The 20,133-nt window shown below is 43.4% G+C and carries 25 protein-coding genes and 1 pseudogene; 7 read left to right on the plus strand and 19 right to left on the minus strand.

Annotation, left to right across the window (positions count from 1 at the left end):
* Nucleotides 1-15: 15 nt before the first annotated feature.
* From rpsH to J4G44_RS00980, 17 genes and pseudogenes are all read right to left on the minus strand, one after another.
* Complete coding sequence (gene rpsH, locus J4G44_RS00900) at nucleotides 16-411, minus strand: 30S ribosomal protein S8 (protein WP_004974720.1); 396 nt, start codon at nucleotides 409-411, stop codon at nucleotides 16-18.
* 12 nt (nucleotides 412-423) lie between these two features.
* A complete protein-coding gene (gene rpsN, locus J4G44_RS00905) occupies nucleotides 424-729 on the minus strand; it encodes a 30S ribosomal protein S14 (RefSeq protein ID WP_004825185.1) in 306 nt (101 codons plus the stop codon).
* A 9-nt stretch (nucleotides 730-738) separates the two neighbouring features.
* A complete protein-coding gene (rplE, locus tag J4G44_RS00910) occupies nucleotides 739-1,275 on the minus strand; it encodes a 50S ribosomal protein L5 (RefSeq protein WP_004974719.1) in 537 nt (178 codons plus the stop codon).
* Between the two features lie 16 nt (nucleotides 1,276-1,291).
* Nucleotides 1,292-1,609, minus strand: coding sequence for a 50S ribosomal protein L24 (gene rplX, locus J4G44_RS00915; RefSeq protein ID WP_004974717.1), 318 nt, complete (start codon nucleotides 1,607-1,609; stop codon nucleotides 1,292-1,294).
* 9 nt (nucleotides 1,610-1,618) lie between these two features.
* A complete protein-coding gene (rplN, locus tag J4G44_RS00920; protein WP_001982634.1) occupies nucleotides 1,619-1,987 on the minus strand; it encodes a 50S ribosomal protein L14 in 369 nt (122 codons plus the stop codon).
* A gap of 91 nt (nucleotides 1,988-2,078) precedes the next feature.
* On the minus strand, nucleotides 2,079-2,336 hold the full coding sequence (gene rpsQ, locus J4G44_RS00925; protein ID WP_004974714.1) for a 30S ribosomal protein S17: 258 nt from the start codon (nucleotides 2,334-2,336) through the stop codon (nucleotides 2,079-2,081).
* On the minus strand, nucleotides 2,333-2,530 hold the full coding sequence (gene rpmC, locus J4G44_RS00930) for a 50S ribosomal protein L29 (protein WP_004650482.1): 198 nt from the start codon (nucleotides 2,528-2,530) through the stop codon (nucleotides 2,333-2,335). Before rpmC ends, rpsQ begins: the two co-directional genes overlap by 4 nt.
* Nucleotides 2,530-2,943 (minus strand): 50S ribosomal protein L16, encoded by a 414-nt coding sequence (rplP, locus tag J4G44_RS00935; protein WP_004691317.1) that lies wholly within the window; start codon nucleotides 2,941-2,943, stop codon nucleotides 2,530-2,532. Before rplP ends, rpmC begins: the two co-directional genes overlap by 1 nt.
* Nucleotides 2,883-3,699 (minus strand): annotated as a pseudogene (gene rpsC / locus J4G44_RS00940) (30S ribosomal protein S3). The gene rplP and the pseudogene rpsC overlap by 61 nt, the downstream one beginning before the upstream one ends.
* A 1-nt stretch (nucleotide 3,700) precedes the next feature.
* On the minus strand, nucleotides 3,701-4,030 hold the full coding sequence (gene rplV, locus J4G44_RS00945; protein ID WP_001982638.1) for a 50S ribosomal protein L22: 330 nt from the start codon (nucleotides 4,028-4,030) through the stop codon (nucleotides 3,701-3,703).
* Between the two features lie 11 nt (nucleotides 4,031-4,041).
* Nucleotides 4,042-4,317 carry a 30S ribosomal protein S19 gene (gene rpsS / locus J4G44_RS00950; RefSeq protein WP_004673001.1) on the minus strand — a complete coding sequence of 92 codons (276 nt, stop codon included), beginning with the start codon at nucleotides 4,315-4,317 and terminating at the stop codon, nucleotides 4,042-4,044.
* Nucleotides 4,318-4,336: 19 nt separating this feature from the next.
* Nucleotides 4,337-5,161, minus strand: a complete 825-nt coding sequence (rplB, locus tag J4G44_RS00955; protein WP_004974706.1) for a 50S ribosomal protein L2 — start codon at nucleotides 5,159-5,161, stop codon at nucleotides 4,337-4,339.
* An 11-nt stretch (nucleotides 5,162-5,172) separates the two neighbouring features.
* Nucleotides 5,173-5,493, minus strand: a complete 321-nt coding sequence (rplW, locus tag J4G44_RS00960) for a 50S ribosomal protein L23 (RefSeq protein ID WP_004974703.1) — start codon at nucleotides 5,491-5,493, stop codon at nucleotides 5,173-5,175.
* Nucleotides 5,490-6,092, minus strand: a complete 603-nt coding sequence (gene rplD, locus J4G44_RS00965; protein WP_004974702.1) for a 50S ribosomal protein L4 — start codon at nucleotides 6,090-6,092, stop codon at nucleotides 5,490-5,492. The genes rplW and rplD overlap by 4 nt, the downstream gene beginning before the upstream one ends.
* Nucleotides 6,093-6,103: 11 nt before the next feature.
* A complete protein-coding gene (gene rplC / locus J4G44_RS00970) occupies nucleotides 6,104-6,742 on the minus strand; it encodes a 50S ribosomal protein L3 (protein ID WP_026438075.1) in 639 nt (212 codons plus the stop codon).
* A 59-nt stretch (nucleotides 6,743-6,801) separates the two neighbouring features.
* Nucleotides 6,802-7,113 carry a 30S ribosomal protein S10 gene (rpsJ, locus tag J4G44_RS00975; protein WP_000070912.1) on the minus strand — a complete coding sequence of 104 codons (312 nt, stop codon included), beginning with the start codon at nucleotides 7,111-7,113 and terminating at the stop codon, nucleotides 6,802-6,804.
* Nucleotides 7,114-7,538: 425 nt separating this feature from the next.
* Nucleotides 7,539-8,282, minus strand: coding sequence for a type 1 glutamine amidotransferase (locus J4G44_RS00980; protein ID WP_180008678.1), 744 nt, complete (start codon nucleotides 8,280-8,282; stop codon nucleotides 7,539-7,541).
* A gap of 148 nt (nucleotides 8,283-8,430) precedes the next feature.
* On the opposite strand from J4G44_RS00980, the gene J4G44_RS00985 reads away from it, so the two are divergent.
* The 6 genes from J4G44_RS00985 to J4G44_RS01010 all read left to right on the plus strand — a co-directional run bounded on the left by J4G44_RS00985 (nucleotide 8,431) and on the right by J4G44_RS01010 (nucleotide 14,857).
* Nucleotides 8,431-9,621: a PLP-dependent transferase gene (locus tag J4G44_RS00985; RefSeq protein ID WP_207973759.1), complete on the plus strand. Its 1,191-nt coding sequence runs from the start codon at nucleotides 8,431-8,433 to the stop codon at nucleotides 9,619-9,621.
* A 51-nt stretch (nucleotides 9,622-9,672) separates the two neighbouring features.
* Entirely contained in the window at nucleotides 9,673-11,256 is a 1,584-nt protein-coding gene (locus J4G44_RS00990) for a helicase HerA-like domain-containing protein (protein ID WP_096901360.1), read from the plus strand.
* 239 nt (nucleotides 11,257-11,495) lie between these two features.
* Nucleotides 11,496-12,707: an NO-inducible flavohemoprotein gene (gene hmpA / locus J4G44_RS00995; RefSeq protein WP_004974691.1), complete on the plus strand. Its 1,212-nt coding sequence runs from the start codon at nucleotides 11,496-11,498 to the stop codon at nucleotides 12,705-12,707.
* A gap of 92 nt (nucleotides 12,708-12,799) precedes the next feature.
* A complete protein-coding gene (locus J4G44_RS01000) occupies nucleotides 12,800-13,243 on the plus strand; it encodes an RrF2 family transcriptional regulator (RefSeq protein ID WP_004974689.1) in 444 nt (147 codons plus the stop codon).
* Between the two features lie 130 nt (nucleotides 13,244-13,373).
* Nucleotides 13,374-14,228 (plus strand): ribosome biogenesis GTP-binding protein YihA/YsxC, encoded by an 855-nt coding sequence (yihA, locus tag J4G44_RS01005; RefSeq protein ID WP_179989915.1) that lies wholly within the window; start codon nucleotides 13,374-13,376, stop codon nucleotides 14,226-14,228.
* A gap of 215 nt (nucleotides 14,229-14,443) precedes the next feature.
* Entirely contained in the window at nucleotides 14,444-14,857 is a 414-nt protein-coding gene (locus tag J4G44_RS01010) for a VOC family protein (RefSeq protein WP_167846340.1), read from the plus strand.
* 78 nt (nucleotides 14,858-14,935) lie between these two features.
* On the opposite strand, the gene J4G44_RS01015 is transcribed toward J4G44_RS01010, so the two are convergent.
* Both J4G44_RS01015 and J4G44_RS01020 read right to left on the minus strand, forming a co-directional pair.
* Nucleotides 14,936-16,177 (minus strand): dicarboxylate/amino acid:cation symporter, encoded by a 1,242-nt coding sequence (locus J4G44_RS01015; RefSeq protein WP_207973760.1) that lies wholly within the window; start codon nucleotides 16,175-16,177, stop codon nucleotides 14,936-14,938.
* A gap of 165 nt (nucleotides 16,178-16,342) precedes the next feature.
* Nucleotides 16,343-17,215: an acyl-CoA thioesterase gene (locus J4G44_RS01020; RefSeq protein WP_004974677.1), complete on the minus strand. Its 873-nt coding sequence runs from the start codon at nucleotides 17,213-17,215 to the stop codon at nucleotides 16,343-16,345.
* Nucleotides 17,216-17,519: 304 nt separating this feature from the next.
* On the opposite strand from J4G44_RS01020, the gene plsB reads away from it, so the two are divergent.
* Nucleotides 17,520-20,084, plus strand: coding sequence for a glycerol-3-phosphate 1-O-acyltransferase PlsB (gene plsB, locus J4G44_RS01025; protein WP_004974675.1), 2,565 nt, complete (start codon nucleotides 17,520-17,522; stop codon nucleotides 20,082-20,084).
* Nucleotides 20,085-20,133: the final 49 nt, after the last annotated feature.

The raw sequence follows: 20,133 nt of genomic DNA on the forward strand, positions 1-20,133 counted from the left end.
AGGAATCACCTATTATTAAGAAACAAAAGCAATAACTTCACCACCGATACCTGCAGCACGTGCAGCGCGATCAGTCATGATGCCTTTGCTTGTAGAAACGATTGCAATACCTAAACCTTGCTTAACGCTTGGAAGTGCATCTTTACCGCGATACTGACGTAGACCTGGACGGCTTACGCGTTTCACAGTTTCGATAACTGGTTTGCCTTCATAGTATTTTAAAGTAATCGTTAATGTAGGTTTGCCTTCGTTGTCAGCCACTTCTACATTTGCGATATAACCTTCTTGTTGAAGTACGTTTGCAATAGCAACCTTCAACTTAGAATTAGGCATAGAAACAGTTTGTTTCTTTGCCATTTGAGCGTTACGAACACGCGTTAGCATGTCGGCAACGGTATCTTGCATACTCATTTATAGTGCTCCTTACCAGCTTGCCTTAACAACGCCCGGTACATCACCTTGCATTACTGTGTCACGTAATTTGTTACGGCTTAAACCGAACTTACGGAAGTAACCATGAGGACGACCAGTTAAACCACAACGGTTACGAAGACGTACTGGAGACGCATTACGTGGTAATGCTTGTAATTTCATCATCGCTTCGAAACGCTCTTCGTCGCTTGCATTTACGTTTGCAATCGTTGCTTTTAATTCAGCACGTTTTGCAGCGTATTTAGCAACAGTAGCTTCGCGTTTCAATTCGCGATTAATCATACCTTTCTTAGCCATATCGACCTCTTATTTGAACGGGAAGCCGAATGCACGCATAAGCGCACGGCCTTCGTCATCGGTGCGAGCAGTCGTAGTAATGGTGATGTCCATACCACGAATTTGATCAATCTTATCGAAATCGATTTCAGGGAACATGATTTGTTCCTTGAGACCCATAGAGTAGTTACCACGACCATCAAATGATTTCGAAGAGAAACCACGGAAGTCACGGATACGAGGGATCGCGATAGAGATCAAACGGTCTAAGAATTCGTACATACGTTCGCCGCGTAAAGTAACTTTACAACCAATCGGCCAACCATCACGGATTTTAAAACCAGCGATTGATTTACGAGCTAATGTTAAAACTGGTTTTTGACCAGCAATAGCTTGCATATCAGAAAGAGCGCCATCTAACAATTTCTTGTCAGCAGCTGCAGCACCAACACCCATGTTGATGGTAATTTTAGTGATGCGAGGGATCTCCATCACATTCTTAACGCCCAATTGTTCTTGTAATTGAGCCTTAAGTTCGTCGTTGTAACGTGTTTTAAGTCTGGCCATTGCCTATTTCAACCTATTACTTCGCCACCGCCACTGATTCACCATTCGATTTATAAACGCGAGTTTTCACGCCATCAATCGTTTGGTAACCAACACGGTCAGCCTTTTGGGTTGTAGCATTAAAAATTGCCACGTTTGAGATATGAAGCGAAGCTTCCTGCGTTACGATACCGCCTTCAGCGCCCGTAGCACGGTTTGGCTTCTGGTGCTTCTTAACCAAGTTAAGACCTTCGACCTTAACACGGTCATTAGAAACTGACAGAACAGTACCCTGTTTGCCTTTTTCTTTACCTGCGATCACAATTACTTGATCGCCTTTTTTAATCTTAGCCATGATTGCCTCTTATAGAACTTCAGGAGCCAATGAAATGATTTTCATGAACTGTTCAGTACGAAGTTCACGAGTCACTGGTCCGAAAATACGAGTTGCAATCGGTGCTTTGTTGTTATTCAAAATAACAGCAGCGTTATCATCAAAACGGATCACAGAACCGTCTGGACGACGAATACCGAACTTTGTACGTACAACAACAGCATTCATCACGTCACCTTTTTTAACACGTGCGCGTGGAATAGCTTCTTTTACAGTAACTTTAATAATGTCGCCAACAGAAGCATAACGACGATGTGAACCACCTAGTACTTTAATACATTGTACGCGGCGAGCACCACTGTTGTCAGCTACGTCAAGCATCGTTTCGGTTTGAATCATTGCCCTACTCCAAAACCGAGCATCACCGGTCACAATTTCGAAAGGCTCAAAGAGTACTCGAAATTGACCGATGATGCAACAAGAACGTTAATTACTCAGCAGCAGCTTCAACAACTTCAACTAAAGTCCATGACTTAGTTTTAGACATTGGGCGGCTTTCTTTGATGGTTACAACATCACCAATCTTGGCGGTATTGTTCTCATCATGAGCGTGTAATTTGGTTGAACGGCGAATCAATTTGCCATACAACGGGTGTTGAACTTGGCGTTCAATAAGGACAACAATAGATTTTTCCATTTTGTCGCTTACAACTTTGCCAGTTAACGTGCGGACTGTATTTTGACTCATTGCCCGTTCCCCTGTTTTTCGGTAAGGAGGGTCTTGATGCGTGCAATAGTTTTACGAGTAAGCGCAACTTCATGCGATTTACCCAATTGACCAGTTGCTTTCGCCATACGAAGACGGAATTGGTTAAGCTGTTGCTCATCAAGCAAAGCTGTCAACTCTTCTACCGACTTTTCACGTAGATCTTTAGTTTTCATTACATTACCGTCCGAGTCACGATAGTGGTTTTAAACGGAAGTTTAGCAGCAGCAAGCGTAAATGCTTCACGTGCCAATTCTTCGTTCACACCATCAATTTCGTACAAGACTTTACCTGGTTTGATTTGACAAACCCAATATTCCACAGAACCTTTACCTTTACCCATACGCACTTCAAGAGGCTTAGAAGTAATTGGTTTGTCTGGGAATACACGGATAAAGATCTTACCACCACGCTTAATACGACGGCTGATTGTACGACGTGCCGCTTCAATTTGACGCGCAGTCATTTGACCACGTTCAACTGATTTAAGAGCGATAGTACCGAAAGATACTGAGCTACCACGGTGCGCTAAGCCAGTGTTACGGCCTTTTTGCACCTTACGGAATTTAGTACGTTTAGGTTGCAACATGGATTATTCTCCTTTTTCAGCAGAACGATCATTGCGACGACCACGACGCTCTTGACCTTCACTACGACCGCGACCGCGTTTAGCTGGACGTTCTTCAGCAGGTGCTGGGTTCATGACTTGCTTCATGCCACCCAAGATTTCACCACGGAATACCCAAACTTTAACACCAATCGTACCGTAAGTAGTTTCAGCACGCATAGTTGCATAGTCGATGTCCGCACGAAGTGTATGCAAAGGTACACGACCTTCACGATACCATTCAGTACGTGCAATCTCTGCACCACCTAAACGACCAGAAACTTCAACTTTGATACCTTTAGCACCAGCACGCATAGAGTTCTGTACCGCACGCTTCATAGCACGACGGAACATTACACGCTTTTCTAATTGAGAAGCGATTGCTTCAGCAACTAAACGTGCATCTAAGTCTGGACGGTCAATTTCGTTGATGCTTACTTGCGCAGGAACACCCATAATAGATGTTAATTCGCGTTGTAATTTCTCAATGTCTTCGCCTTTTTTACCGATTACGATACCAGGACGCGCAGTGCTAATTGTTACTTTAGCAGCACCCGTTGGACGTTCGATAAGAATATTGCTTACCATTGCGTTCTTAAGTTTTTTAGTTAAAAACTCACGAACTTGAAGGTCTTTAAGCAAGTATTCAGCGTATTGTTTCGGATTCGCATACCAGTTAGCGTTATGACGTTTCACAACACCTAGGCGGATACCGATTGGATGAACCTTCTGACCCATATCAAACCCCTACCTTAACGGTGATGTGACAAGTACGCTTAGTAATACGATCTGCACGGCCTTTAGCACGTGGCATAATACGTTTAAGGCTCATGCCTTCATCAACGTAAATCGTAGATACTTTAAGGTCGTCTACATCTAAACTGTTATTGTGTTCAGCATTTGCAATTGCAGATTCCAATGCTTTCTTAACTAAAACAGCAGCTTTTTTGTTGCTGAAGTTTAAAATGTTAAGTGCATGCGCAACAGATTTGCCGCGGATAAGATCTGCAACCAAACGTGCTTTTTGTGCCGAGATAGCGGCACCGCGTAATTTAGCAGTTACTTCCATCATAGCACCTATTAACGTTTAGACTTCTTGTCAACACCGTGACCACGATAGGTACGAGTTGGCGCGAATTCACCGAGTTTATGACCAACCATGTGTTCAGAGATAATCACTGGAACATGGTTACGACCATTGTGAACAGAAATTGTTAAACCAACAAAATCTGGGAGGATCATCGAACGACGCGACCAAGTTTTGATCGGCTTACGGTTATTAGCCGCGATTGCCGCTTCAACCTTAGCGAACAAGTGCGCATCGACGAATGGGCCTTTTTTCAGAGAACGAGGCATTGTCAGATTCCTTTACTTGTTACTTAACGCGACGGTCGCGAATAATCATCTTAGTCGTACGCTTGTTGGTACGTGTCTTGTACCCTTTAGCTTTTTGACCCCATGGGCTTACAGGTTGGATACCTTTAGTACGCCCTTCACCACCACCGTGCGGGTGATCAACCGGGTTCATTGCCATACCACGAACGGTAGGACGAACACCACGCCAGCGCGAAGCACCTGCTTTACCAAGTGAACGAAGGTTGCTTTCTGAGTTAGATACTTCACCTAACACAGCGCGACACTCAACGTGCACTTTACGCATTTCGCCTGAACGTAGACGAACGATAGCGTATGAACCGTCACGACCCAACAATTGAACCGAAGTACCAGCAGAACGCGCTAATTGAGCACCTTTACCGATTTTAAGTTCGATGTTGTGAAGAGTAGCACCGATTGGCATATTACGAAGTGGTAAGCAGTTACCTGGACGAATTGGAGCATCGTTACCAGATTGAACTTGATCACCAGCACGTAAACCTTTAGGCGCAATAATATAACGACGTTCACCGTCAGCATACTTCAACAATGCGATGTGTGCAGTACGGTTTGGATCGTATTCAATACGCTCTACAACAGCAGGAATGCCATCTTTGTTACGTTTGAAGTCTACGATACGGTAGTGTTGCTTATGACCACCACCAACGTGACGTGTAGTAATGTGACCGTTGTTGTTACGACCACCAGTACGTTTTTTAGCTTCTACCAACGGCGCATAAGGCGCACCTTTGTGAAGATGGTCGTGAACGACTTTCTCTACAAAGCGACGTCCTGGAGACGTTGGCTTACATTTTTGAATCGGCATAAATTTCGTCCTTATTCCGCTGCGCTTTCAGCGGTATCGCCCAAGTCAGCCATTTCAACATCTTGGCCAGCTTTCAGGGTGACGTATGCTTTTTTAACATCAGAACGGCGTCCTAATGTACGACCAAAGCGCTTAGTCTTACCTTTAGTGATAGTCGTGTTAACTTTAACAACTTCCACACCAAATAATTGCTCAACTGCTTTTTTGATTTCAAGTTTGTTTGCATTTAATGCAACTTTGAACACTTGAACACCAGCAGTTTCGCCTAAAACTTGTGCTTTTTCTGAAAATACAGGTCCTTGTAGGACTTGATATAAACGTTCGTTGTTCATCCGAGTTCTACCTCAATTTTCTTAGCAGCAGCAACAGACATTACAACTTTGTCGAACGCGATCAAGCTAACAGGATCGATTGCAGTAGCATCAACCACATCAACGTGTGGAAGGTTACGCGCTGCAAGATATAGATTCTCATCTACAGCTTCAGTTACGATCAATGCGCGAGTTGCATTCAAGTCGTTAAGTTTTGCAAGCAACTCTTTAGTTTTAGGAGCTTCAACAGCAAACTCTTCAACCAATACAAGACGATCTTGGCGAACAAGTTCAGCTAAGATACATTGCATTGCACCGCGGTACATTTTGCGGTTAACTTTTTGAGACCAATCTTGTGGACGAGCAGCAAAAGTTTTACCACCACCAACCCAGATTGGGCTACGAATAGAACCAGCACGAGCGCGGCCAGTACCTTTTTGACGGAATGGTTTTTTACCACCGCCAGCAACGTCTGCACGTGATTTCTGAGCTTTAGAGCCTTGACGACCACCAGCTAAGTAAGCTGTAACAACTTGGTGTACAAGTGCTTCATTGAATTCACGACCGAACGCAACTTCAGATAACTCAACAGCAGAGCCGGAAACAGTATTTAAATTCACGTTATTTCCCCTCAAGCCTTGATCGTAGGACGTACAGTTACGTCACCACCAGTCGCACCAGGAATCGCACCTTTAACAACAAGAACTGAACGCTCTGTGTCGATAGATACAATTTCAAGACCCTGTACAGTTACGCGTTCAGCACCTAAATGGCCAGCCATTTTTTTGCCTTTGAATACGCGACCAGGAGTCTGGTTTTGACCTGTAGAACCTAGAACACGGTGAGAAACAGAGTTACCGTGAGTAGCGTCTTGAGTACGGAAGTTCCAACGCTTAACACCACCCTGGAAACCCTTACCTTTAGACTGACCAGTTACGTCAACGATCTGACCTACTGTGAACAAATCTACACCGATAGTTCCGCCAACTTCACGACCTTCAAGGTCAGCTTCTGTAGCACGGAATTCTTGAACTAAACGACCAGCAGCAACACCCGCTTTAGCGAAGTGACCTTTCTGAGCGTTAGTTACGCGAGATTCGCGACGTTCACCAGTAGTAACCTGAATTGCTTGATAACCATCTGTTTCAAGCGTTTTGATTTGAGTGATGCGGTTAGGATCAACCTCAATCACTGTAACAGGTACAGAAACACCAGCATCTGTAAAGATACGGGTCATACCGCACTTGCGACCGACTAAACCAATAGCCATGTGCATAAACCTCTAAAAAAGCGGCCTAATTAACTTAGAGTGTTAATTAACCGAAAGCCTTAACCCAATGCAATCTGAACATCAACACCAGCTGCTAGATCTAATTTCATCAACGCATCAACAGTTTTATCTGTAGGTTGAACGATGTCGATCAAACGCTTGTAAGTACGGATTTCATACTGGTCGCGCGCATCTTTGTTTACGTGTGGTGATGTTAAAACGTTGAAGCGTTCGATGCGAGTTGGCATCGGGATTGGACCACAAACTTGTGCGCCAGTACGCTTAGCGGTTTCTACGATTTCTTGAGCAGATTGATCGATCAGACGATGATCAAAAGACTTCAAACGGATACGAATTCTCTGGTTAGACATACCAGTTAACTCCAAGCCAAATATATAAAGAATCACCCTTGACGCATCTCACCCCACTAATTTAAGGCAAGTGTCAAAGGCAGTGAATTATCACTAAGGTCATGATCGATGCCACGACTGTCACGATGTTAACTACTTTCTTCGCAGTTAACCCCCTTGCATAAAGGGTCGCCCATTATAACGATTGTTTAATGCATAAGCAAATCTCTTTTTGGCTTTATTGCTTTATTTTTCACGCTCTGCCGATTTCTCTTTTTAAAATATACGATTAGCACTTTATATATGAGTTAGGCAGCATTCCTATCCAATTATTGAGTGTAAATGTAGGTAATCTGCTTTTTGACCATTTCCTCTACCTTGACAGCGCAAATCATCCTCACCATGACTAACTTTCATTTTTTGTGTTCACTCCACAATCCATGACTTTATTCCCTAAGTTTGCTTTGTGCTAAAACATAATCTATTGCACGATTCATTAATTGGTTGCCTGCCTGAAATTGTGCTGCAGACATCTGTTTTAATTCATGCGCGGGTTGTACATACATGCCTGAAAATGCAGGTTTCATTTCAGCATTGTCCAAAAACAACTGCAAAGCCCGTGGGGTAATTTCTGGATGGAACTGAAATCCTAGTACGTTTTTCCCAATTTGATACAGTTGATTGGTGCAAGCGGCATTACTGGCAAGTCTTACCGCGCCCTTAGGTAATTCAAAAGTTTCGCCATGCCACTGCATCACTGAGATTTGATCAGGCATTTGGAAACAGCTTTCTGGTATATTTTCGACTTTATAGACAGGATGCCAACCGCGCTCCTGTTCAGGATTAGGACTCACTGCTGCACCCAACGCATTGGCAATCATCTGCCCACCTAAACACAAACCGATTGCAGGTTTACCCATCGCCAAATAACGCCTAATCCAGCGTTTTTCTGTTTTTAACCATGGATAATGTACTTCATCATTTACACTCATGGCACCGCCCATCACAATTAACAGGTCAATATCTTCAACTTTGGGTAAGGCTTCAATTTCAATATTTTGCTCAGGCGGTAAAGCAAAAAATTCGGTTGCAGTGATATTCGCCCCCATCTGCTTTAAATAGTCATAGCAACTTCCAAAACCTTCACCTGCACTATGCTGAAAATAATGCACGCTTAGTGGTGCTTTCATCTGGATCATCCTTTGTATTTTCTATACTTCAGCTTCTGCAAAAATAGCGCCAAGTTCAAGGCATGTCTTGTAGTGCAGCTTTTTATAGCCTAAAGCCAGTATTTCTCTTAAGCTAAACTCAATATTTGCTTATTTTCTGAGTGAACCTGTGAAGAAAAATGCTCAAACTGCTTTAATTCATGCACCAAGACGTGCCCCACAATATATTCAAACGGTACAGCCTCCCCTATTTCGTGCATCGACCATTATCTTTGAAAACACAGATGCACTGTTTAATCGACACTGGACTGATGCTTATGATTATAGCTATGGCACACATGGCACACCGACGACCTTTACGTTAGGTGATCACATCGCGCAGATCGAAGGCGGTCTGTATCACCTGCTGGCGCCGAGCGGCCTCTCTGCGATTAATCTGGTCAATTCCTGCTTGTTAAGCCAGGGTGATGAGGTCTGGGTTCCGGACAATATTTATGGTCCGAATATGGAGCATCTGCGTAATCTGCAGCAGCGTTATGGCATTGCCGTCAAGGTCTATAACCCGTTGGAGGTAGAAAGCTTTAGCCCAAGCGATAAAGCCAAACTGTTATGGCTCGAAGCGGCTGGTTCGGTGACACTGGAGTTTCCGGACTTAATTGGTCTGGTAAAAAAAGCCCAAGCCCATAACATTCTGACTGCACTGGACAATACCTGGGGTGCAGGTCTTGCCTTTAATGCTTTTGATTTTGGCAATGAACATTTAAGTGTCGATATGACCGTGCATGCCCTGACCAAATACCCAAGTGGTGGTGGTGACATTTTAATGGGGTCTGTCGTGACCCGTGATCAACACTTACATCATCAACTGTTTCGTATGCATGCCATTCAAGGTATTTGCGTATCGGGGGATGATGTCGCGCAAGTACAACGCAGTTTGGCTTCGATGCAACTACGTTATGAGCACCAAGCAAAAAGCACAATTGAATTACTCAACTGGCTGAAACTACAACCACAATTTGCTCAGGTGTTGCACCCTGCCGATGCCACATCTGCGGGGCATGCGTATTGGAAAGAAATTTGCCGCGATGGACACAGCGCAGGTTTGGTCAGTGTGATTTTTAAGCCTGAATATGATTTAGCCGCTGTACGCCAATTCTGTGATGCACTATCTTTATTTAAACTCGGCTTTAGCTGGGGCGGCCCCGTAAGTTTAGTGATGCTTTACGATCTCAAGTCCATGCGTACCCTAGAGCACTCTCACTTGGCTGAAGGATTATTGGTGCGTTTTTGTATTGGGCTAGAACATCCTGCAGATTTAATTCACGATATTCAAAATGCCTTACAACGCTTCAGCGACTAATGCAGCACAGATCATCATTTTAACAATAGCTATATAAATCAGGATAAAAATATGAGTACAGCAATCGTTATTGGTAAAAAAACTGCCGACGTTCAACAAGACGTGGTTTTACATTCACAGTTTGCCAACCGCCACGGTTTAATTGCAGGTGCAACAGGTACAGGTAAAACCGTCACCTTAAAAGTCTTGGCAGAAAGCTTTTCACGAATTGGTGTACCCGTATTTTTAGCCGATGCCAAAGGCGATGTTTCCAGTCTAGCCAAAGCAGGCAGCAGCAGCCCAAAGTTTGATGCACGTATTAAGAGCTTAGGTATCGAAAGCATTCCGTTTGCAGCATCTCCTGTGGTGTTTTGGGATTTATTTGCCGAACAAGGTCATCCGATTCGTACCACCATTTCTGAAATTGGCCCGTTATTATTGGCGCAAATGCTGAACCTGAATGACACCCAAGAGGGCGTGTTGTCTGCGGTATTCCGTATTGCCGATGATCAGGGTTTATTACTGATTGATTTTAAAGATTTAAAAGCCATGCTGACCTATGTCAGCGAACACGCCAGTGAATTTAAAGCTGAGTATGGCAATCTTTCTCCAGCCAGTTTGGGTGCGATTCAGCGCAATTTACTGGCTTTAGCTGATCAGGGCGGTGATAAATTCTTTGGTGAGCCGAGTTTGGATATTTTGGATTTTATTCAAACTGACAGTCAGGGACGCGGCAATATTAATGTTTTGGCTGCAGACAAACTCATGAACACGCCAAAACTGTACGCCACCTTTTTATTATGGATGTTATCAGAACTGTTTGAACAATTGCCTGAAGTGGGCGATATGGACAAGCCAAAACTGGTGTTCTTTTTTGATGAAGCACACTTGTTATTTGACAATGCCAGCAGCGCGCTACAAGAAAAAATTGAACAAGTGGTACGCTTAATTCGCTCTAAAGGCGTGGGGATTTATTTTGTGACCCAAAACCCGCTGGACTTGCCTGAAAGCGTATTGGGACAATTGGGTAACCGTGTTCAGCATGCCTTACGTGCTTTTACACCCAAAGACCAAAAAGCAGTAAAAACTGCCGCAGATACATTCCGTGCCAACCCAGACTTTAAAGTTGAACAAGCCATTACCGAACTTGCGGTAGGTGAAGCCTTAATTAGTTGCTTAGATGAACAAGGCACACCGCAAATTGTAGAACGCGCTTGGGTAATGCCGCCCTACTCATCGTTTAGCCCAATTAGCACAGAAGAACGTCAAGCCTGTATCAGCCAGAGTGTTATTGCAGGTGTGTATGAGCAGCAATTAGATCGTGAAAGTGCTTATGAAATGCTGCAACAAAAAGTTGAACAACGTCAGCAACTAGCCGCAGCAGCAGAACAAGCTAAAATTGAAGCCAAAGAAGCTGAAGCTCGCGCCAAGCAAGAGGCAAAAGAAGCCGAAGCACTGGCCAAACAACAAGCGCGCGAGCAAGAACGTCTAGCCCGCGAACAGCAAAAAGAAGCAGAACGCGCTGCCAAACAGCGTGAAAAACTGACTCAAGATATTGTGGGTACCTTTGCCAAAAGCGCAGCACGCAGCTTAGGCGGTTCTACTGGGCAGAAAATTGTACGAGGTTTGTTAGGGTCATTATTTGGTAAGAAATAGCATGTTATAAACGATGAGGTTTGTATAGATTTCATTCATGGATGCACCATCCAAAACCTAAATGAACACTTACAAACCTCTCGCTGTCACATCTACAAACCCCATAAAAACTTTAAAAATAATGGGATATTTTTATAATCCATATTTTTTTTAAGGTTTCACAAAAAAATGTTTGCAATCCTTATTTATAAGATGTATTTTGAATACATCTTATAAATAACAGCCATGAGAGATCGAACATGACTCCACAGCAAATTGACCTTGTAAAAGCAACTGTTCCTGTACTCCGTGAAAATGGTGTCGCACTGACTGGTTATTTCTATAACCGCATGTTGGGGAATAATCCTGATCTAAAAGAAACCTTTAACATGGGTCACCAACGTAGTGGTGCGCAGGCTCAAGCGCTTGCAGGTGCTGTATTGGCTTATGCTGAAAACATTGAAGATCCTTCTGTGCTTGCGCCTGTGATTGAATTGATTGCCCACAAACACGTGAGCTTAAACATTCAAGCACCTGACTATAATATTGTGGGCGAAAACCTACTTCACTCTATTAGCGAAGTATTAAATATTTCAATGGAAGATCCTCTAATTGATGCATGGGCAGCTGCTTATGGTCAGTTAGCAGAAGTGTTTATTAATGCTGAACGTGCAATCTACGAACAACACGAACAAACTAAAGGCAGCTGGTTAGGCTGGCGTAATTTCAAAATTGCCAAGAAAGTTGTAGAAAGTGACGAAATCACTTCAATCTACTTCGAGCCAGTAGATGGTGGCGATTTACCAAAATACGAAGCAGGTCAATATATTTCAGTACGCGTATTTGTACCTGAACTTGGCTTGAAGCAACCACGTCAATACACGCTATCGACTAGCCCACAACAAGATTACTTACGTATTTCTGTAAAACGTGAGCCAGGCAATGGTGCAGATAAAGTTGCAGGTTGGGTATCGAACGTATTGCACCAATTACCAGAAGGTTCTGAAGTTGAAGTATCTGCACCAACAGGTAACTTCTTCCTCATCGACAGCAACAAACGCAATGTCTTCATTAGTGGCGGCGTTGGCTTAACACCAATGATTGCAATGTTGAATCAATTGGTGACTTTAGATGTGCCACAACCTGTGACATTTATTCACGCATGTCGTAGCAAACAAGTACATGCCATGAAACAGCATCTCCAAGACTTAACTGCAAAATGTCCACGTATTCATACGTTGACTGCGTATGAGTTCCCGAACGAAGGTGATGTACTGGGTCAAGATTACGATGTTGCAGGTCGTTTAGACCTCAGCACTGTAGATGCAGCGCTATTACCAGCCGATGCAGATTACTACTTATGTGGTCCAATGCCATTCATGGCAGAACAGCGTAAAGCTTTACTTGCGCGTGGCATCAAAGATGAGCAAATCCATAGCGAAGCGTTTGGTACAGGTGGTGTTCGCCACTAATCTAAAGCGTTAAAAGCTAATAGGTAAGGCTAGTCTAGTTATGCTAGACTAGCCTTAATTTATTTGTATTTAAAAAAAACATCTGTGCGATCATGCAATTAAATAAATTCACCGACTATGCGCTGCGTATTTTAATGTATATCTCGCGTCCTCGAGATGTACCCTATACCATTGCGGAAATTGCACAGGATTTGCATGTTTCCCAGAACCATCTGGTAAAAATCGTTCACTTTATGGGTAAGCAAGGATGGCTAATTACCACTCGTGGTAAAGGTGGCGGGATTCGCTTGCATCCTGAAGCATTGCCTTTGCGTTTAGGTCATGTGGTGAGAATCCTGCAAGGTGAAAATCAAATTGTAGAGTGTAATACCCCGCCCTGCGTGCTGCGTGCGCAATGTGGACTAAAAGGCATTCTCAATCAGGCAATGGAACAGTTTTATCAAAGCTTAGATCAATACAGCTTGGGTGAAGTGCTACAGCCTGTACCCAATTTACAGTTCAGTACACAATCTCCAATCCCGCTGATTCATCTTTAAAGTAACTTAAACGGTCAAAGCAATATCATCCTAGATGTTGCTTTTTTCGGGCATTCAGAGCGCAAAGGTCGCTTGCCTGTATGACTTGCTTTATAATGCCTGTTTGTAGACCATGAATTGAAGTTAAGTTATGCACCATAGCAGAGGAAAATCGAAAAACAGTAAGGCAGCAGCACAGCCACGGCAGAAAATTAGCTACGAGAAAAAAGTAGACCCTGCCATTACTGAATACTCTGTTCGCGCCTTAAACTGGCTGCGTAAAGCCGAGTTTTTAATGAGTGCGCCTAAACTGAATTTATGTGTAGAAGATACTGGCTACGAAGTGGCTTTTGCAGGACGCTCCAACGCAGGTAAGTCCAGTGCAATTAATGCTTTAACCAATCAAAAACAATTGGCACGTGCTTCTAAAAAACCGGGGCGCACCCAAATGATCAACTTCTTTAGTTTGGGCAACCCCGAACAGCGTTTGGTCGATTTACCCGGTTATGGTTATGCAGCCGTACCTGAAGCCATGAAAATTGTGTGGCAAAAAGAACTCGAAAATTATTTGATTCATCGTAAAAGTTTACAAGGCTTGGTGTTACTGATGGATATTCGCCATCCCTTACAGCACTTTGATGTGATGATGCTGGAATGGGCGTATTCGCGTAAATTGTTCGTGCATGTATTGCTCACCAAATCGGACAAACTCAACCGCGGCCCTGCCAATAAAGTATTGCTTGAAGTCAAACAGCAGTTGAAAAAGATGAAACTAGATTTCTCGATTCAATTGTTTTCATCACTCAATAAGCAAGGTTTGGAAGAACTTGCGAGTGTGATGGGCGGTCGTTTGAACTTCACCTTAGAACAAGCGCATCAATTTGATTTAGACAGCATTCCAGAAGCGACTGGCGATGATGTTGATGTTGATGTTGATGTTGATGTTGATCAGCCTGAATTTTTAGAAACTGACGATTTAACCGCATCTGATACCGAAACCAAATAGTCCGTTAAATTACTGACTATTGGTCTATAACATAAAGTCCTATTCGCTCAATCTCGAATAGGACTTTTTATTTGTATGTCCACTTTCAGTTTTACGCCGTAATCACAATCTCCCTCTCCACCAAAGTTGCACTTTACAACGCAGCCAGAAATGCCCTACTGTCAAGATCATAACAATTAGACATTAAACAATTACATGCGATAAGGAGATCAAACATGCAAGCACACATTTCAGTGATTACCTTAGCGGTAGAAGATTTACAACGTGCACTCGACTTTTACCGCGACGGCTTAGGACTTGTAACTGAAGGCATTATTGGACAGGAATTTGAACCAGGTGCGGTGGTCTTTTTTGAACTGCAAGCAGGCTTAAAACTGGCTTTATGGTCTAAACAAAGTTTACAACAAGATACAGGCTTAACAGGTACAGCCAGCAGTGCTGCACAAATCACTTTAGGACATAATGTACATAGCCCACTCGAGGTCGATCAGGTATTGAAACAAGCAAAAAATGCAGGTGCGAAAATTTTAAAACCTGCACAGAGCACCTTTTACGGCGGTTATGCAGGTTATTTTCAGGACTTAGATGGTCATATTTGGGAAGTGGCCTACAGCCCATGTTGGGATTAATCTGCTTTGGCTCATGTCTTTACATAGCACAATAAAACAGGATGATGCTGAAAACTTGATTCGATTTTAAACCCATTATCAGGAATGCAGTGCAGGGTCATCACGAGTATGCCGATCGACCACCACACTAATCATCATATCGCCCTGCACATTGACCACAGTACGCACAGTATCCAACAAACGGTCGATCGGCAATAAAATCGCAATCGCTTCTGCAGGCAAGCCCACCGATTGTAATACCATAATCATCGTCACCATACCTGCGCTTGGAATACCAGGCGCGCCCAAAGAAGCGATCATGGCTGTGGCACAGACAATTAATTGCTGTCCTAAACTTAAATCCAGCCCCATTAAATTGGCAACAAACAAAGCCGCTGCAGCTTCATACAATGCCGTTCCATCCATATTCAGTTGTGTACCTAACGGGATCACAAAGCCTGCAGTTTGCGGACGCACACCTAAATTTTCCTGCGCACATTTCATCGAAAGTGGCATAGCGGCAGAACTGGAACTGGTGGCAAAAGCCGTAATTAAGGCAGCACGTGTGCCTTTAAAAAAGGTGATCGGATCCATTTTGCCAAATATCCACAACAGCAAAGGCAAGACCACCACACCATGAAAAATCGTGGTGCCCGTGACCACTGCAGCAAACTCTGCCAAACGACTCAGGACTGAAATATCTTCGGTTGCAACCAACTTAGCCAATAAAGCAAAAATCCCCAAAGGTGCCAGTTTCATTACCCAGCCAATCATCAACATCATAATTTCAAAAAATTGCTGACTGAGTTTACGTACCGTTTTAAAGTGCTCCCCGCCTTTGACCAGCGCCACACCCACCAATAAGGCAAATATCACCACTGCCAAAACATTACCCTCGGCAAAAGCTTTAAACGGATTGATTAAGGTGTTTTGAACAAAGTTGGTAAAAAACGAAGACGGCGTAAGCGTGTCTGGGGTTTGATGCTGTTCCATGGCATCTTGAAACATCACAATATCTACGCCTTTACCCACAGCAAATAAATGCGCACATGCCAAACCTAAAATTAATGCCAAAGTCGTGGTGGTGACACAACACGCCAACGTAATTTTCCAGACTCGACTCAATTGCCCTACAGCCTGTAAGTTCGACACACCGACCACAATTGAGCTAAAAATTAGTGGGATCAGCAGCATTTTCAGTAAACCAATAAAAATACTGCTCATTAAACCAATGCCATACAAACTGGCGCTAAAAAATGTGCTGTCTGGAAATAGATTCAGAATAAAACCAAACACCACACCCAAAATTGCGGCAATTAGAATTTGTGTATTGAGGCTCATACGCAATTGAGTTTTTTAATGTGATGTGTGGACTATGCCATGTGGCTGAAATTGAATCGAGTATTATTTTTCTAGCGCACTTTGATTAGGTTCAGATCGTGCTTCAGGATGTAAAAAAGCCGACATGAATGTCGGCTGATGAATGTAGATTTTAAAGGCTATATTTTATTGCGTTTCGATTTCACGTAAACGAATCAAGCCTTCCTGACTGGTGCTACACACCAATTCACCATTTTGCCACATGCGCCCAAAGTTCAAACCACGCGAACTAGTGCTAATGGTGGCTTCCATGTCGTACAGCATCCAGTCATCCACACGGAACGGTTTATGGAAATACATGGCATGGTCAATACTGGCACACTGCAAACTTGGTGATAAATAGCTCAAACCATGCGGACGCAGTGCTGTGGTCATTAACGTGAAGTCTGAATAAAATGCCGCAATTGCCTGATGCAAAGACACTTCATCCACCTCTGGTGAAATGCTGTCATGGGTACGAATGTAGTGTGCATAAGCAGGTGCTTCAGGCTGCGGTAAAAATGGATTGCTCGGATTAATCGGGCGAATCTCCACCAAGCGATCACGCATAAAACTGGCACGCACATTTTCAGGTACAAACTCGACAATATGCTGTTTGAGTTCCGCTTCGTTTTTTAAAGCTTCTGCTGCAGGATAGTTTGGCTCTGAAATTTGATAATTCAGACCGTCTTCCAACGGCGCAAAGGACACCATCGCAGTAAAAATGGTACGCCCATGCTGAATGGCACGTACTTGACGGCTAGAAAAACTTTTACCATCACGCAAACGGTCAACTTCATAAATAATAGGTGCGTTGACATCGCCACCAAACAAGAAATAGGCATGCAATGAGTGCGCAGGACGATCAGTGGTATAAGATGCAGCACGTAAAGCCTGTCCCAAAACCTGTCCGCCAAAAACACGTTTACCCACCAAGTTACGACTGATACCTCGGTAGATATTTTCTTCTAACTTTTCTAAACAAAGAAGTTCAACCAGCTCTTGTGTGAGTGCGTTCATAACTAACCTATGTATGGCGGAAATTGGGGATGCGGGATCGAAGTCGATGAAAAAATAAATCGTCAAAATAAACTGACTATTTTAAGCCTGCTATTTTGCCATAGATTCTGCATCTTTTACCCATCAAAGACTGACCGCTGTGTCACAACTTAGCCGATCAATTTTGCTAAAAATACGATTTTTAACGATAAAATCTAACAATATTCATGCAAATTATCTAAAAATGCAGCGCGATTATTAGATACAATGACGCAAAATAAATTCCCTACTGGCTAGGGACTTAGGTGATGAAGTAGGAGTGAATATGTCCAAGCGTGGTTTTGGTCAAATGTATCGTCAGCTTTCTGGTAAGCTGCTTGACCTTGTGGTGACACCGCATGTTTTGGGTGAAGTCCCTGTCAAGGATGCGCAAAGTGTAGACTCAAATGCCACTCGCACCAAGATAACTTGCTACGTATTGCAAAATCACTCACGCAGCAATGCCTTGGTGGTCGATGGCGAAACACGTCGCTTAAAACTCACGCCTGCGCTTGATCCATTGGTGATGGGTTCACATAAAGAAAAAGCCTCGATTCTGTTTTTACAGCATCACGATGAGAACAACCTACTCAATCCACCACCTTATGCTTTTCCGCCACGCTTGTTACGTTTAATTGAACAATTAGAACAACACCCAGAACTTGATATTGAATTGGTACCTGTGACCGTGTTGTGGGGACGTTCTCCAGACAAAGAGGATTCGTGGTTTAAACTACTGTTTACCGATACGTGGGCAACGCCTGGCACAGTCAAGCAGTTAATGAATATTGGGGTGCATGGTCGTCAGTCTTATTTGGAATTTCACGAGCCACAATCATTACGCGCTTTAATTGAACATGCCAAAACTGAGCATCCGAACCTGTCGCCTGCGACCTTTATTGTTAACACTCTAAATAATTACTTAGATGGACAACGTGAAGTCGTACTTGGCCCAGACTTGTCTGACCGCCGCAATGTCATGCTCAGTCTGATTAAATCTCCCGATGTGCAAGATGCCATTCGTCGTGAAAGTTTACGCAGTAAAATTAGCGTGATTGAAGCCGAGCGTCGTGCGATTGGTTATTTAAATGAAATCGTGTCGGACTACTCTCATGCAGCGGTACGCTTTGCCGATATGGCACTGACCCGCTTATGGACACAATTGTACGATGGCGTGGAAGTGCATAATTTTAGTACCGTGCGCGAACTGGCCAAAGACTATGAAATTATCTATACCCCATGTCACCGCAGTCATATCGACTATTTATTGCTGTCTTATGTGATTTACAAACGCGGCATGATGGTGCCGTACATTGCTGCGGGCGATAACCTGAATATGCCATTTGTAGGTCAATTGCTTCGTGGTGGCGGTGCGTTTTTTATCCGTCGTACTTTCCGTGGCAATGGCTTATACACAACCGTCTTTAAAGAATATTTATTCAGTATTTTGTCGCGTAACACGCCGCTTGAATACTTTATTGAAGGTGGACGTTCACGTACAGGCCGCTTGTTGCCACCAAAAACAGGCATGCTCGCCATGACCATTCACAGTCATTTGCGTGGTCGTGCTAAACCGATTGCTTTTGTGCCAACTTATATTGGTTATGAACGCCTGATGGAAGGTTCAACCTATGTCGGTGAAATGCAAGGCAAGCCAAAAGAATCTGAATCGCTAATGGGCATTTTAAAAACCATGCGCAAGATTGAACGGATTTTTGGCAAGGTGCATGTCAATTTTGGCGAACCTGTGTTTTTAGATGATGTTCTAAAACAACACGATGCCGAACACATCAGCATTGAAAAAAATGATGATCCTATTCCACCACAAGTGTCAGATGCAGTGAATACTTCAGCACATGCGATTTTGGAAAACATTAACCGTGCTGCGGTAATTAACCCGGTATCTTTGTTATCGCTGATTTTACTGGCAACACCAAAACATACCTTGGATGAAGAAATTTGTGTGAAGCAGTTAGACACTTACCGTAATCTGCTCACTGCCCTGCCTTATGATGAGCGCACTCAAGTCACACCATTATCAGGTAAAGAAATTATTGCCTACGGCTTAAAACTCAAACTGATTAAACGAGTGCAGCACGTTTTGGGCGATATTATCGCGATTGAAGACCATCAGGCGGTGTTACTCACCTACTTCCGCAACAATATTTTGCATGCCTTTGTCTTACCATCTTTAATTGCAGCATTGGTGAAACATAATGGTTCGATTCGTCGTGGTGATTTAATCAACGTCATTCGTACTTTATATCCGTTCCTGAAAGCTGAGTTGTTCTTGAAATGGCAAGATCAGGAACTCAAAGAACGGATTTGTGCCTATGTAGAAGCGTTAATTCAGGCCAAATTGATTTCTGAAGATGCGGAAGGCAACTTAATTTCACCTGCACCAAATAGTGAAGACCATAACCAGTTGGTAGTATTGGCTGCACCTGTAATGCAGAGTTTAGAGCGTTATTACATGACACTGGCGCTGATTACACAACGCGGCTCAGGCAATATTTCGGCACGTCAGGTCGAAGAACTCAGCCATTTGGTCGGTCAGCGTTTGTCGGTGCTGTATGAATTCAACTCACCTGAATTCTTTGACAAAGCCTTGTTCCAAAGCTTTATTAAAGTCTTAACTCAGCAAGGTTATATCAGCACCAACAGTGACAATGCGATTGTGTTTGATGATAACTTTAAAAACGTCGCACAATACGCCAATTTGGTGTTGGATGATGTGACTTTACAGATGCTGCAACACATCACCACCTTTAGCGATGAAGAATTGCGTGAGGCGTTAGAGGCTCTTGCTGCACAACAGGCGAAGAAACGCTTAAAACGTAAGAAGAAGTAATTTTCACACAAAAAAACATAGCGATCTGTATAGCAATAGGTCGCTATGC

This window comes from Acinetobacter towneri (assembly GCF_017498585.1).
In the GTDB taxonomy this organism is placed as follows: domain Bacteria; phylum Pseudomonadota; class Gammaproteobacteria; order Pseudomonadales; family Moraxellaceae; genus Acinetobacter; species Acinetobacter towneri.